Here is a 14,203-nt window from a genome sequence, read left to right as displayed (position 1 = left end):
AAACGCGGCGCGCCGCCATCACTCCAGCAGCGAGCGCAGCATCCACGCGTACTTCTCGTGGGTCTGCAGGCGCTGCGTCATCAGGTCCACGGTCGGGTCGTCGCCGGCATCGTCGGCGGTCTTGAGGACCTTGCGCGCGGTGCGGGCCACGGCCTCGTTGCCGGCGACGAGCTGGCGCACCATTTCCTTCCAGTCCGGCGCTTCGGTCAGGCCGGGCTCCTCGGGGATGGAGCTGAGGCGGATGAACTCGGCGTACGAGCCCGGCGCGTTGAAGCCCAGGGCGCGGATGCGCTCGGCGGTTTCGTCCAGCGCGTTCCACTGCTCGGTGTACTGGCCCTCGAACATCACATGCAGGCTGTTGAACATCGGCCCGGTGATGTTCCAGTGGAAGTTGTGGGTCTTCAGGTAAAGCGTGAAGCTGTCGGACAGGAACCGCGACAGGCCCTCGGCGATCTTCTTGCGGTCGCCGGCGGTGATGCCGATGTCGATCGCCTGGCTGGAGGCCGTGGGCGTCAGCGGGGTCTTGTCGGACTTGGCGGGCTTGGTGTTCTTGGCTTTGGCCATCGGTGTTCTCCCTTCGATCATGGCATTGCGGCGACAATAGGCGGCGTCGACCGCGACGTGAAATACATTCTTTCTGGCAGTGCAATCGATGAAGTCTATGGACCCGGCGGAGTCTAGTCAGGCCGATGTCAGCAATGCGTTACGCCAGGCCCGGCGCGCCATCGATGGTGCGCTGAGCCGGGACCGTGGCCGCCTGCACGGACTGTGGTCGCGCTGGAGCGGCAAGCCCGCCGACGCTCGCGCGCGTGATGCATTCGCGCAGGCGCTGGCGGCATCGGTGGCGCAGCGCGAAGCGCGCACCGCCTCGCTGCCCGCGGCGCCCGTCGACCCCAACCTGCCCATTGCGGCAAAGGCCGACGAGATCGTCGAGTTGATTCGTGCGCACCCGGTGGTGGTGATCGCCGGCGAGACCGGATCGGGCAAGACCACCCAGCTGCCGAAGCTGTGCCTGGCCGCCGGCCGCGGCGCCGCCGGCATGATCGGCTGTACCCAGCCGCGCCGCATCGCCGCACGCGCCGTGGCCCGTCGCGTGGCCGAAGAACTGCAGACGCAGATGGGCGGCGCGGTCGGCTACCAGGTTCGCTTCACCGAGAACGTCGGCGAGCAGACCGCGGTGAAGTTCATGACCGACGGCATCCTGCTGGCGGAGATCCAGTCCGACCGCTGGCTCTCGCAGTACGACACCATCCTCATCGACGAGGCGCACGAGCGCAGCCTCAACATCGATTTCCTGCTGGGCTATCTCAAGCAGCTGCTGCAACGTCGCAAGGACCTGAAGATCATCGTGACGTCCGCGACGATCGACACCGAGCGCTTTGCCGCGCACTTCGACGGCGCGCCGGTGGTGAACGTGGAAGGCCGCAGCTATCCGGTGAACGTGCGTTACCGCCCGCTGGAGGGTGAGGAGGCGCGAGCTGGCGGGCACGACAGTGCACGCCGCGCCTCCGAACGACCGGGCATGGATGGCCGGGCCGGGCCTTCCGAAGGCGGTGGCGTCGCGCCAGGGATGGCCACTGCAACGTATGCCGAAGGGAGAGGCGAGCGCACCACCAACGACGGCATCGTCGCCGCCTGCGACGAGATCACCCGCGAGGATCCGCGCGGCGACGTGCTGATCTTCCTCCCGGGCGAGCGCGAGATCCGCGACGCGCACCTGTCGCTGGAGCGGCGCAAATACCGCGAGACCGAAGTGCTTCCGCTGTACGCGCGCCTGTCCGTGCGCGACCAGGACCGCGTGTTCAACCCCGGCCCGAAGCGCCGCATCGTGCTGGCCACCAACGTCGCGGAAACCTCGCTGACGGTGCCGCGCATCCGCTACGTTGTCGATCCGGGCCTGGCGCGCGTGAAGCGCTACAGTCCGCGCGGCAAACTCGATCGCCTGCACATCGAGCCGGTCAGCCAGGCCAGCGCCGACCAGCGCAAGGGCCGTTGCGGACGCATCAGTGAAGGCACCTGTTTCCGGTTGTATTCGGAAGCCGATTTCGAATCGCGCCCGCGCTACACCGATCCGGAAATCCGCCGTGCCGCGCTGGCGGGCGTGATCCTGCGCATGCTCTCGCTGGGCCTGGGGCGCATCGAGGAATTCCCGTTCCTCGAACCGCCCGATCCGCGTGCGATCGCCGACGGCTGGCAGCAGCTGGCCGAGCTGGGCGCCGTCGATGAAGAACGCCGGCTCACCCCGACCGGGAAGTTGATGTCGCGCCTGCCGGTCGACGTGAAGCTGGCGCGCATGCTGGTGGCGGCGAACCAGCACGGCGTGCTGCGCGAGGTGCTGGTCATCGCGTCCTTCCTGGGCATCCAGGACCCGCGCGAGCGTCCCGCCGACCAGCGCGCCGCCGCCGACAACGCGCACGCGCAGTTCGCCGATGCGAAGTCGGAGTTCGTTGGCATCCTCAAGCTGTGGGACGCCTACAACGCGGCGCACGAGGACCTCACGCAGTCGAAGCTGCGCGGCTGGTGCGAGAAGCACTTCCTCGGTTTCCTGCGCATGCGTGAATGGCGCGAGCTGCATCGGCAGTTGAAGCTGATGGCCGAAGAGTTGGACTGGAAGGAATCGCGCGCCGCCGTGAACGAACAAGGCGCACTCGACCAGTCCGCCTACGCCACGCTCCACAAGGCGCTGCTCGCCGGTCTGCCGACGCAGGTCGGCACGCGCGGCGATCGTGGCCAGTACGACGGCCCGCGCGGGCGCAAGTTCCAGCTCTTCCCCGGTTCGCCGCTGGCGAAGAAGCCACCGCCGTGGGTGCTGTCGGCGACGCTGCTCGACACCGAGCGCGTGTGGTCGCTGACCAATGCCGCGATCGAACCGGACTGGGCCATCGCGGAGCTTTCGCACCTGCTCTCGCGTCGCCAGCACGATCCGCGCTGGTCGCGCTCGCAGGGACGCGTGGTCGGCAGCGAGCAGATCAGCCTGTTCGGCCTGGTGCTGGCGCCCAAGCGTCCGGTGCATTACGGCGCGCTGTTTCCTGAAGAAAGCCGCGCGATCTTCGCGCGCGACGCGCTGGTGATGGGCGAGATCAACACGCGTGCACAGTTCCTGCCGCGCAACCTCGCCACGCTGGCGAAGGCGCGCGACGAGGAAGCCAAGCAGCGCCGCAGCGGTCTGGTCGTGGACGAGGACTGGATGACGCAGTGGTACCTCGACCGCCTGCCTCCGCACGTGCACAACGCGCAGGCGCTGGATGCGTGGTACGGCAAGCTGCCCGCGAACGAGAAGGCCGCGCTGGAATGGTCGCTCGCCGACCTGATGATCGGCGACGAGAGCGACGCCGTGCGTTTCCCGCCGTACCTCGCGCTGGGCAACGCGCGGCTTGCGGTGAAGTACCGATTCGAGCCCGGCGCGGCCGACGACGGCATGACGCTCGCCGTTCCGCTGCATCTGCTCAATGCCCTCGATGCGGTGCGCCTGGGCTGGCTCGCACCGGGCTTCGTGCAGGACAAGGCCGCCGCGCTGATCAAGACGCTGCCGAAGACGATCCGCCGTAACTTCGTGCCGGCGCCGGATTTCGCCCGCGCCTTCCACGAAGCCAATCCGCAGCCCGGCGCCGATAGCATCACCGGCGAACTCGCACGCTTCCTGCACAAGCTCGGCGGCGTTGCGGTCGCGGCGATCGATTTCGATGAGGCCGCACTGGAGCCGCACCTGCGCATGAATCTGCGGCTGCTCGACCGTGACGGCAAGTCCGTGCTGGCCGAGTCGCGCGACCTGGACGATCTGCGCGCCCGCTTCGGCGAACGCGCGGCGGCGGCCTTCGCGGCGAAGGCGGCGGACGGTCTGGCGCAACGCGGTTTGACGACGTTCCCGGACGCGCCGATTCCCGTGTCGGTGGCGGGCGCCGGCGGCGTGCCCGCGTATCCCGCGCTGCACGACGATGGCGACAGCGTGTCGTTGCGCGTGCACGCCGAACGCGACGTCGCGCGGCGCGAACACCCGCGCGGCGTGCGCCGGCTGCTCGCGATCGCGCTGGCGGACAAGCTCAAGCAGGCGCGCAAGCAACTGCCGGTGTCGCCGAAGACGGGGCTGCTTTACGCCTCGATCGAGGCGGCCGCGCCCCGTACGGACGGCCTCAAGGAAGGCGATCGTTTGCGCGCGGACCTCGTCGACGGTGCGTTCGCCTCGCTGGCCTCGGAAGAAGCGCTGGGCGACATCCGCGATGCCGCGACGTTCGCCTCGCACCGCGACGCCATCGCCAAGCAACTGTTCGGCGATGCGATGGAGCGGCTCAAGCAGGCCGAGGCGATCCTGTCCGCCGTTGCCGAAGCACGCGCCAAGCTCGAATCACCGCTGATGGGATGGGCCAGCGGCAACCTCGACGACATGCGCGCGCACCTGGCGACGCTGACGCCGCCGGGATTCCTGCGCAGCGTGCCGGCCGACGCGTTGCGCGAGTACCCGCGCTATCTGAAGGCACTCGCGCTGCGCGGTGAGCGTGCGTTGCGCGATCCGGTGCGCGACCAGGCGCGCATGCTCGAACTCAAGCCGTTCGTCGACGCGTTGGCCACGGCCACGGAAACCGGCCAGGACGACACTCCCGAATGGCAGGCATTGCGCTGGGATCTGGAGGAGCTGCGCGTGTCGCTGTTCGCGCAGGAACTGGGCACGCGCGGCGGCGTGTCGCCGAAGAAACTGGCGCAGCGGCTGTCGCAGCTGCGTCGCTGACGCGCGTCAGTCGACGCGCTGCACCTTGATCGGCGGCGTGCCGTCGTCCATGCGCAGGTACCACGCGCCGAGGAAACCCGGCGCGATGGTCACCTTCGGGTCGCTCACCGGGCGTGCGAAGTTCACGCCGCCGTCGAGCACGCGCCAGCGCTGGCCGTTGTCGAGCAGCAGCGTCTGTCCTTTCGTCCAGCCGCGCGCCTGGCCCGGCACGGTGGCGGTGACCGCCTGCGCCGCCGTGCGTGGCGGGCGCTTTCCGGCCTCGTCCTGCGTGCGTTGCGTGTCGGCGGCGCGCAGTGCTTCGGCGCGCTCCTGGCTGAGCAGGCGGTTGAGCAGCGCGAGCTGGTCCGCCGACAGCGTGTCCAGCCCGGTCGCGCGCAGTTCTTCCGCGCTCAGGCGCTGTTCGAGGGGAACGTAGTCGCGCTGCGCGGCCAGGGCCGGCACAGACAGCAGCATCGCGATCGCAAGCAACAGCGTGGAGCAACGCATCGGTTCACCTCGCGGGTCGATGGGGCAGGGACGTCAGGCGGTGCGGATCACTTGACGCGCTGCACCTTGGCCCGGGTGTTGTAACCCTCCACCGACAGGTACCACGCACCGCCCACCAGGCTCGGCGTGATGCGCACCTGCGGCTTGTCCAGCTTGGCGCTGAGCGAGGCGTCGTCGATCTGCTGCCACACCTGGCCATTATCGAGCGTGAAGCTGCGGCCCTTGCCGAAGCCGGTGAAACCGCCGGCGAGTGCCGCCGTCACCGGGTCGCGTGATTCGCGCTCGAGCAGGCCGCGGCGATCATCGGAAGTCTCCTGCTTGGCGACTTCGGCCGCCTTCGCCGTCTCGACCTCGAGCTTGCCATCCAGCCAGGCATTGAGGTTCGCCAGCTCCGCCGCGGACAGCTTGTCCAGGCCCGACGCCTTGAACTGCTCGTAGGACATCTGCTGCTCGATCTTCTGCTGGGCCAGTGCGGTCGTGGCCAGGGGCATCAGCGCCACGGACACGGCGAGCGCGGCCAGGCGGAGGCGGATCGGCGGGGAGATGCGGGTCATGCGCTGTTCCTCCAGGGGGATGCGGGCTAGTGTAGACCGTCCCCGCGTCGCCTACCGTTCCACCGCCATGGCAACACCGTCTTCCCTGCCGCATGACGCATTGGCGCATCCCGCCAGCACGGGCATTCCCGCGACGCTGCGCCGTGCGATGCAGCAGGCCGCGGCGACGGCGCAGAACGGGGCCGGCGAGCCGCCCGATGTCGTGGCGAGCATGCTCGACGCGCTCGCGCTGCTCGGCGCCGACGGCGACACCGTGGCCGCCGCGTTGCTGCATGCGAACCCGGCCTGGGAAGCTTCGTTGCGGACCCTGGTCGAACGCGATTTCCCCGGCGTGGCGCCGCTGCTGGAAGGCCAGCGCGCCGCCGAGCAGGTCTGGGCACTGCACGCGGAGCGTCACGGCCAGGCCGGCAACGAAGGCCTGCGCCGCCTGCTGCTGGCAATCGTGCGCGACCTGCGCGTGGTGCCGATCCTGCTGGCGCGACAGCTCGCGCGGATGCGTCACGCCGAACGCCTGCCCGAGCCCGAGCGCCGCGAACTGGCGATGCTCACCCGTGACATCCATGCACCGCTGGCGAACCGGCTCGGCATCTGGCAGCTCAAGTGGGAGCTGGAGGACCTCGCGTTCCGCTACCTGGAACCGCAGACCTACCAGCAGATCGCCCGCCTGCTCGACGAGAAGCGCGGCGATCGCGAACGCTACATCGAAGAAGTGAAGCGCACGCTGCGCGGGGCGATGGCCGCGCAGGGGCTGAAGGCGGAGATCGCCGGGCGCCCGAAGCACATCTACAGCATCTGGAAGAAGATGCAGCGCAAGAACGTGCCGATCGGCGAACTCTACGACCTGCGCGCGGTGCGCGTGCTGGTCGACAGCCTCGGTGACTGCTATGCCGCGCTGGGCGTGGTGCACGCGACGTGGACGCCGATTCCGAGCGAATTCGACGACTACATCGCCCGGCCCAAGCGCAACGATTACCGCTCGCTGCACACCGCGGTGATCGGCCCGGAAGGCAAGACGCTGGAAGTGCAGATCCGCACGCACGACATGCACCGGCAGGCCGAACTCGGCGTGGCCGCGCACTGGAAGTACAAGGAAGTGGGCAGCCACAGCGCCGACGCGGCGTTCGATCGCAAGATCGCCTGGATGCGGCGGCTGCTGGAGGCCGGCGGCGAGGCCGGGCGCGAGGAGGCGTCGCTGGCGGGCGAGTTCGACACCGAACTGGTCGAGGACCGCATCTACGTGCTCACGCCCAAGGGTGAGGTGATCGACCTGCCCACCGGTGCGACGCCGCTGGATTTTGCCTACCACGTGCACACCGAGGTCGGTCACCGCTGCCGCGGCGCGAAGGTGGACGGGCGCATCGTGCCGCTGGACCACAAGCTGCGCAGCGGCGATCGCGTGGAGATCATGACCGCCAAGACCGGCGAGCCACGCCGCGACTGGCTGGTCGCGGCCAACGGCTTCCTCGCCAGCGGCCGTTCGCGCGACAAGGTGCGCGCGTGGTTCCACAAGCTCGATCGCGCGCGCAACGAATCCGCCGGCAAGGATCTGCTCGACAAGGAACTGCGCCGCCTCGGCTTGCTGGGCGCGGACCTCGCCCCTGCGCGGGAGAAGTTCAACCTGGCCAGCGACGGCGAGGTGTACGTGCAGGTCGCGCTGGGCGACATCGGTCCGCACCAGGTGGGCCGCGCGCTGCTGGAACACGAACGCGCCCGCGAAGCCGCGCAGGCGGCACCGGCCACGACGACCGTCACCACACCGCCGCCGCCGCGCCGCGTGCCGCGCAAGTCCAATGACTTCACCGTCGAGGGCGTGGGCAACCTGCTGGTGCAGCTGGCGCGCTGCTGCCAGCCGCTGCCGGGCGAACCGATCGTGGGCTACCTCACGCGCGGGCGCGGCGTGAGCGTGCACCGCCCCGGCTGCGCGTCGTTCGAGCGCCTGGCCGCGGCGCAGCCGCAGCGCGTGCTGCCGGTGGAATGGGGGCGCGCGGGCAGCGGTTACGAAGTGGACGTGGAAGTGCTGGCGCTGGATCGCAAGTGGCTGCTCAAGGAAGTCACCAACCTGATCGCGCAGGGCAACGCGCATGTGGTCAGCATCCGCAGCGACACCGAGCGCAACGGCGCACGCGTGCGTCTGGGCCTGCGCCTGCGGGTGGGCGATTTCGGCCAGTTGTCGACGCTGTTGGGGAAGCTGTCTGCGCTTCCGGGCGTGGAGCACGCACAACGCCGCTGAACGCGCGAGGAAAGCGCGACGAACGGGCGACCATCCGGGCGTTATCCTTGCCCGGTGAGTTCCACGACACCCCGAGACCCCAACCCTGACCGCATTCCCGGCGCGCCGTCCGACGGCGCGGTGCCGCCGGGTGGGCGCGTGGAGCCGACGCTGGGCGCGTGGGATCCGGCCGATTTCCAGCCCGCATCCCGCCGGCCCGCCGTGCCGGTGGTGCGCAACCGGCCGTGGGCATGGCTGGTGGCGATGCTGGCGCTGGGCGCGGTGGGCGCGGGCCTGTTCGTGCTGCGACAGCCGCTGTCGGACCTGCTCTGGCCGGAAACGCGGGCGCAGCAGTTGCAGGTCGATGCCGCTCGCGCGCTGGCGCAGGGTCGGCTGACCTCGCCCGACGGTCGCGGTGCGCGCGAGCTGTATGCGGCCGCGCTGGCGCTGGACCCGGATCGCAACGAGGCGCGGCAGGGGCTGGCGAAGGTGGGCGCGGCCGCGCTCGTGCGTGCCGAAGCGGCCATCCGCGCGCGCCAGTACCCGCAGGCGCATACGCTCATCGCCCTGGCACGCGAGATGGCCGTTCCGCGCGCGAAGGTGGAAGCGCTGGAACAGCAACTGCGTGCCCGCGAATCCGCCGAAGCCGGCATCGACACGCTGCTCGCGCAGGCCGCCGCCGCGCGTCTGGCGGGGCAGCTGGACGGGGCGGAGCACACCGCGCTGCCGCTGTACCAGCGCGTGCTCGCGTTGCAGCCCAACCGCACCGAGGCACTGGAGGGCCGCGAGGACACGCTGGCCGACCTGCTGCAACTGGCGCGCACTTCGCTGGCGCGCGGCGAACTGGCCGAGGCGTCCGCGCGCATCCGTCGCGTGCAATCCGCCGACGCGGGGCATGTGGATCTACCCGATGCGCTGGCGCAACTTTCCCGAGCCGGCGAGCAGCGCCGCACCCAGGCCGATGCTGACCTGCGTCGTGGCCGACTCGACGACGCCCTGAACGGCTACCTCGCCGCACTCGCCGCGATGCCCGAGGACGGCGCCGCCGAGCGTGGCCTGCTGCACGTCGCCAATGCCTATGCCGAGCGCAGCGAACGCTACGCCGCCGATTTCCGTTTCGACGAAGCCGAGGCCGCGCTGCGCGACGCGCGCGCGATTTCGCTCCAGGCGCCCGGCATCGCCCAGGCCGAGCAGCGCCTCACCCAGGCCCGGCAGACGCAGCAGCGCTACGGACAGCGCGAGCCTTCGGCGCAGCGCAAGCGTCGCGTCGACCAGTTGCTGACCGATGCCACGCAGGCCGAAGGACGCGGCGATCTGCTCACACCGCCCGGCGAGAGCGCCTTCGACAAGCTGCGTGCCGCCCAGGCGCTGGCGCCGCAGGATCCGCGCGTGCGTGGCGCGATGGCGCGACTGCTGCCGGCGGCGCGCCGATGTTTCGAAGAGGAATTGCGCGGCAACCGCCTGCGCCGCGCCCGTGAATGCCTGGACGCCCGCGCCGCGCTGGAAGGTGAGAGCGCCGCGCTGCGCGAAGCGCGCAGGCGACTGGCGCAGCGTTGGATCGCCGTCGGCGACGAGCGCCTGGGCGCAGGCGAACTGACCGCCGCGCAGGCCGCGCTGAGCGCGGCGCGCGAACTCGATCCGCAGGCCATCGGCCTGGGCGAGTTCGCCGATCGCCTGCGTGCGGCGTCGGCCGCGAACTGAGTCGGCGATCTTGTTGCGCTAGAACGCAGCGCCCTGGCGACGCACCTGTCGCAACAGCGCCGCCAGTTCGTTCGCGCAATCGTCCCAGCTCGGCCACGACCTTTGTGCCGCCGGCGGGAGCGGGGCGCTCAGCATTCGCGTCAGCGGCTCGTCCCAAAGGGCGGGATCGGGGTCGAGGTACTGCGCGCTGTCGCCCATCACTTCACGGAACACCGGCAGGTCCCGCGCGACCACCGCCAGTCCGTGCCGCGCGGCCTCGATCAGCGGAAGCCCATAGCCTTCGCCGGCCGAAGCGGCGAGCAGCAGCGTGCTCTTGCGATACAGCGCACCCAGTTCGCGATCGCCCACGTCTTCGTGCCAGTGCAACGATTGGCCCAGGCGCGGGTGCGCCTTCATGCGTGCGATCAGCGCGTCGGTGAGCCAGCCGCGCTGGCCGGCGACCACCAGGTTGAAGTCGAGCCCGCGCGCCCAGAGGCGATCTGCGACGTCCAGTGCGTCCTCGTGGCGTTTGCGCGGCTCCAGCGTGCCCACCATCAGCACGGTGGGTCGCTTCGCCAGCGCATCGCGAAGCGTGGGGCGCAGGTCGCCGTCGCTGCCTTCGAGCACGTGCGAATCCACGCCCATCGCAAACGTCCCCACGTCCGGCGCCCGGCCGAACTGGAACGCCGGCTGCGCTTCCTGCAACCACGCGCGGTAGTCCTGCGCGGTCGCGCGCGAGATGCATGCCACGCCATCGGCCACGGACGACATGTGGCCGAGCCACTGTTCGAACGCCACGCGCGAGTACGCATGGAAAAACTCCGGCAGCCGCATCGGCATCAAATCGTTGACGACGAAGGCCGTTCGCACGCCTGCGCGCCGCCAGTCCTGCAGGCGCGGGAGCGCGGCCGAAATCGCTTCGGGCGACCAGTCCAGACCCACGAACATGTCGCCCGGCGCGGGTTCGGCAATGGCGTCCTGCAATGCCAGCGCGGGCAGTCCCAGCAGTTTCGTCGTGTACGCGCGCGCATAACGGAAACTGCCCCGGTCGAAGCGGACCGGTTCGATGCGCACGCCCGGCGGCGGCGACTGCAGCCACGAACGCAGCACGCTCCTGACCACACGATGCACGCCCGTGCCGATGTCGTTTACGGCGATGGTGCTGACATCGACGAACCAGCGTTCGCCGCGCGTCGCGCGTGAAGCCGCGATGCCATAGGCAATCTGCGCGAGATCGTCGTGGGTGGACGAGCCGGGGAGGGCGATGATGTCCTCGATGAGCCGTGCCTCGCGCGCCCGCTCCGACGTCCCGCACTCGTGCACGACGTCCTCCTGCCAGCGCGAGGATGCTTCGAACACGCGCGGGTGGCCCTCATCACCGAGCAGCGCGCGGGCCTGTTCGGCCAACGCGGGCGTCTGCGCGACGATGGCGACCGCCTCACGCAGGCTCGGCGCCCACGCCGACAGCGCGGGCTGAATTCCGCTGCGATCGGCCGCTGCCAGAGCAGCGTAGCCGCTCGCGACGTAGATACCTGCGCGAGCGTCTTCGGCCGTTGTCTTGCGCAGGCTCTCGCCAAGCAGGACGACGCAGGGCCGTGCGGCCGCGGCCTCGGCGACGGCCGCGACGGGCATCGTGTCGGTGCGCAGCACGGTCAGGCCGATGGGATCGTTCGTGGAGGGGGCGCCATGCGGCGATGCGGCCGCTGCGTTCGCGCTCGCGGGCAACCACGACGGCAGCCCGTGCGGGGTCTGGATCGCGACGCGCTCCGCGGCCGGCCGGGCCTGCAACGGCGGCTCGCCGCCCTTGCGTTCCATGCCCGCCAGCATCCGCGCGGCGACGCGCTTCATGTCGAACTCGCTTGCGCGGCGCGGACCGTAGTCGCGCAGTTCCGCTGCGAAAGCGGCATCGCTGAGCACGCGTGCCATGCGCTGCGCGAGTTCGCCCGGATCATCCGGATTGAACAGCAGGTCCTCGCGTCCGATGACTTCCGGAATGCTCGTCGCCGAGCTGGCCAGGACCGGCGCGCCGCAGGCCATCGCCTCGAGCGGTGGCAGGCCGAATCCTTCCATGAGCGACGGGAATACGAACAGCGCGCAGCTTGCGTACAACCAGGCGAGTTCCTCGTCGGAAACCGAGCCGGTGATGAGGACGTCATCCTCACCCAATCCCAGTCGCCTGCCTTCGAAACGCAGCGTCTCCAGTGCGGTCGGGTCGACGTGCCCGGCGAGCAGCAACTGATGTCCCTCGCGCAGCGCAACGGGCAGGCGCGCATAGGCGTCGAGCAGCGTGTTGACGTTCTTGCGCTGGTCGAAGCCGCCGGCGTACATCACGAAAGGCCGCTGCATCTGCATGCGCGCCTTGAGCAACGGGCCGGCGGGCGATGTCGCGGCGGCCGGCGTGAAACGCGGGTCGACCGCCGTTCCGATGAAGATCGCCTGGTCTTCTTCCAGGCCCACGAGCGAGATCGCGTCGCGCCGTGTCCACTCCGAGATCGCCACCAGCAGGTCGGAGCGCTTGAGATAGGTTAACCGCTCTTCGTACCAGTCCCGGTTCTTCGCCTCGGGAAGCAGTTCCGGAACATGCAGCGGAATCAGGTCATAGAGGACCGATGCGGTGCGGACCGCGTCGACCGGTCGATCGGGCACCAGCGCATCGTCGCTGAAACCTTCCACGACGCTGGTATGCAGGACCCAGTCAGGACGCAGCGCCTCCAGCTGATGACGCATCAGGCGCGCACCGGCACAGCGGCGCCATTGGTTGGCGGGGTCGTAGGCGGCCGTTTCGTAGGGCAGGCGCAGCCAGTGGATGCGGTGCGGCGGTACTCGCGCGCCGAACTCCGCGATCAGCGCATCGCTGGGCCCATCCAGTGGCGAACTCAGTGCGAAGTGGATTTCGTGGCGGTCATCGGCGATGTCGAGCAGTGCGCGCACCAGGTCGCGCGTGTAGCGCCCGATGCCACGCCGATGGCTCTGGGTCTGAGCGCCCAGGAGGTCGACCAGGATCTTCATGCGCGGCGACCGGCCTTGCGTTCATTGAGGCGACGGTAGATCGCGGCGGCTTCTTCCGGAAGTCGCGCCGCTTCCATCAACAGCACCGGGGGCTGGTGATGGTCGCGGTGCATCCTGCGGCGCAGGTACATGTCCAGCGCCGGAAAACATGCGACCAGGCGCACCAGGCCGCGCTTGATGGCCGGCTGGCGCGTGATGAGACGATTGAGTTGGGCGATCCGCATCAGTGTGGAAGGATGTTCTTTAGGGTTTGTCGTGCAACGTCTTCGGAGAAATGCGTGGCGACATTCTGCAGGCCGCCGTCCGACAGCCTGTGCCACAGCGCCGGATCGAGGTAGGCACGGACGATTGCGTCGGCGAACTCGCGCTCGTCGCCGGCGATCATCGCGTCGCGCTCGTGCGAAACGTGCATGCCTTCCGCGGCGATGGGCGTGAGTACCACGGGCAGCCCGTGGCTCATCGCGGTGTTCACCTTGCCCTTCACGCCCGCGCCGAATCGCAAGGGCGCCACCGACAGGCGGCATCCGTCGAGCAGTGCGCTGAGGTCGGCCACGCGTCCGTGCAACTCCACGCGCGGGGCGCTCAGTTGCGCAATGGCGGCCTGGGTGAGGTCGCCCACGACGTGCAGGGTGATCTCCGGCAGCGACCGGTGGACGAGCGGCAATACTTCGCGCGTGAACCACACCATGGCGTCGAGGTTCGGCGGGTGCGAGAAGCCGCCGATGAACAGCAGGTCGCGCCGCTGTTCGAACGGCGTGGCGCTGGAATGCACGCGGTGGATGTTGCTGAGCAGTTCGACGCGGTGTCGCGGAGCCAGGTCGGCAAGCATCCGCTTCTCTTCCTCGCTCACCACCAGCGACAGGTCGCAGGCGGCGATCAGTTCGAGTTCCCGACGCAGCGTCGCTTGCGCCTGCCTTTGCAGCGCGGGATCACCGAGCAGGTCTGCCCCGCGGCGTTCGCGCAGGAAATGCAGGTCGACGGTATCGAAGATCAACAGGGCGCGCGGCGCGAACTTGCGCACCAGGCCGCGGTACTGGTCGGCGACCGGCGCGCGCGACAGGATCACCGCGTCCAGCGCCCCGCCATTCGCGCGCAGCCAGCGCACGATGCCGCCTTCGCAGACGCTTGCGCCCAGCGCGGACAGTTGGCGCAGGTCCGTCGGCGTGGCACGTCCTTCGTCGGCGTGGAAATGCACGTGCCAGCCCATTTCGCCGATCAGGCGGATCATCGTGCACAGGCGCACGGAACCGGAATCGCGTTCGGGATCCGGAAACACCGCATCGACGATGAGGATGCGGCGCGTGCCGGGGGCCGGCACCGGGATGCTTACCGCCGGCCCTGTGTCGGGGGCCTCATTCGGCCTGGGCTGTCGCACGCGTTCGAGCGTCCCCGCCCAGCCGCGCATGCGCAGGCTGGAAAGCAGGCGTCGATAGCGTTGAACCCACCGCTTGAATTGCCAGACAACCTCGTCGAACACGTTTTGACCTTCAGGCCAGCGCTTGTGCGCCGCCGGTTTCATTCAGCTCGGAGTAATCCCTGGAC

The 14,203-nt window shown here is 69.6% G+C and carries 9 protein-coding genes; 3 read left to right on the top strand and 6 right to left on the bottom strand.

What is annotated here, in order from left to right; genetic code table 11:
- Positions 1–18 precede the first annotated feature (18 nt).
- On the bottom strand, positions 19–564 hold the full coding sequence (locus tag JI752_RS04950) for a Dps family protein (protein ID WP_216960020.1): 546 nt from the start codon (positions 562–564) through the stop codon (positions 19–21).
- Positions 565–661: 97 nt separating this feature from the next.
- On the opposite strand from JI752_RS04950, the gene hrpA reads away from it, so the two are divergent.
- A complete protein-coding gene (hrpA, locus tag JI752_RS04945; RefSeq protein ID WP_216961819.1) occupies positions 662–4,723 on the top strand; it encodes an ATP-dependent RNA helicase HrpA in 4,062 nt (1,353 codons plus the stop codon).
- 6 nt (positions 4,724–4,729) lie between these two features.
- On the opposite strand, the gene JI752_RS04940 is transcribed toward hrpA, so the two are convergent.
- Together JI752_RS04940 and JI752_RS04935 are read right to left on the bottom strand one after the other, a co-directional pair.
- A complete protein-coding gene (locus JI752_RS04940) occupies positions 4,730–5,209 on the bottom strand; it encodes a hypothetical protein (protein WP_216960017.1) in 480 nt (159 codons plus the stop codon).
- 47 nt (positions 5,210–5,256) lie between these two features.
- On the bottom strand, positions 5,257–5,763 hold the full coding sequence (locus JI752_RS04935) for a hypothetical protein (protein ID WP_216960014.1): 507 nt from the start codon (positions 5,761–5,763) through the stop codon (positions 5,257–5,259).
- A 67-nt stretch (positions 5,764–5,830) separates the two neighbouring features.
- Here JI752_RS04935 and JI752_RS04930 point away from each other — a divergent pair, with 67 nt between their 5' ends.
- Positions 5,831–7,993: a bifunctional (p)ppGpp synthetase/guanosine-3',5'-bis(diphosphate) 3'-pyrophosphohydrolase gene (locus JI752_RS04930; protein ID WP_216960010.1), complete on the top strand. Its 2,163-nt coding sequence runs from the start codon at positions 5,831–5,833 to the stop codon at positions 7,991–7,993.
- Between the two features lie 54 nt (positions 7,994–8,047).
- The gene (locus tag JI752_RS04925; protein ID WP_345777320.1) at positions 8,048–9,673 is read left to right on the top strand and encodes a hypothetical protein; all 1,626 of its coding nucleotides are present in this window, start codon (positions 8,048–8,050) and stop codon (positions 9,671–9,673) included.
- A gap of 18 nt (positions 9,674–9,691) precedes the next feature.
- Here the strand turns inward: JI752_RS04925 and JI752_RS04920 are convergent, their stop codons facing one another.
- Genes JI752_RS04920 through JI752_RS19505 form a run of 3 tightly spaced genes read right to left on the bottom strand, consistent with a single transcriptional unit; the run spans position 9,692 to position 14,138 of the window.
- A complete protein-coding gene (locus JI752_RS04920) occupies positions 9,692–12,661 on the bottom strand; it encodes a glycosyltransferase family 1 protein (RefSeq protein WP_216960007.1) in 2,970 nt (989 codons plus the stop codon).
- The gene (locus JI752_RS04915) at positions 12,658–12,885 is read right to left on the bottom strand and encodes a hypothetical protein (protein ID WP_216960005.1); all 228 of its coding nucleotides are present in this window, start codon (positions 12,883–12,885) and stop codon (positions 12,658–12,660) included. The genes JI752_RS04920 and JI752_RS04915 overlap by 4 nt, the downstream gene beginning before the upstream one ends.
- The gene (locus JI752_RS19505) at positions 12,885–14,138 is read right to left on the bottom strand and encodes a glycosyltransferase family 4 protein (protein WP_216960003.1); all 1,254 of its coding nucleotides are present in this window, start codon (positions 14,136–14,138) and stop codon (positions 12,885–12,887) included. Before JI752_RS19505 ends, JI752_RS04915 begins: the two co-directional genes overlap by 1 nt.
- Positions 14,139–14,203: the final 65 nt, after the last annotated feature.

Origin of the sequence: Lysobacter sp. MMG2 (assembly GCF_016735495.2) — a bacterium.
Taxonomy (GTDB): Bacteria; Pseudomonadota; Gammaproteobacteria; order Xanthomonadales; family Xanthomonadaceae; genus Lysobacter_J.
The sequence above is the reverse complement of the archived record's forward strand: the minus strand, read 5'-3'. Positions and strand labels throughout refer to the sequence as shown.

Coding starts and splice junctions, on each gene's coding strand:
- JI752_RS04930 (WP_216960010.1), top strand. CDS start 5,831: ATGGCAACACCGTCTTCCCTGCCGCATGACGCATTGGCGCATCCCGCC.
- JI752_RS04920 (WP_216960007.1), bottom strand. CDS start 12,661: ATGAAGATCCTGGTCGACCTCCTGGGCGCTCAGACCCAGAGCCATCGG.
- JI752_RS04950 (WP_216960020.1), bottom strand. CDS start 564: ATGGCCAAAGCCAAGAACACCAAGCCCGCCAAGTCCGACAAGACCCCG.
- JI752_RS04935 (WP_216960014.1), bottom strand. CDS start 5,763: ATGACCCGCATCTCCCCGCCGATCCGCCTCCGCCTGGCCGCGCTCGCC.
- hrpA (WP_216961819.1), top strand. CDS start 662: ATGGACCCGGCGGAGTCTAGTCAGGCCGATGTCAGCAATGCGTTACGC.
- JI752_RS04915 (WP_216960005.1), bottom strand. CDS start 12,885: ATGCGGATCGCCCAACTCAATCGTCTCATCACGCGCCAGCCGGCCATC.
- JI752_RS04940 (WP_216960017.1), bottom strand. CDS start 5,209: ATGCGTTGCTCCACGCTGTTGCTTGCGATCGCGATGCTGCTGTCTGTG.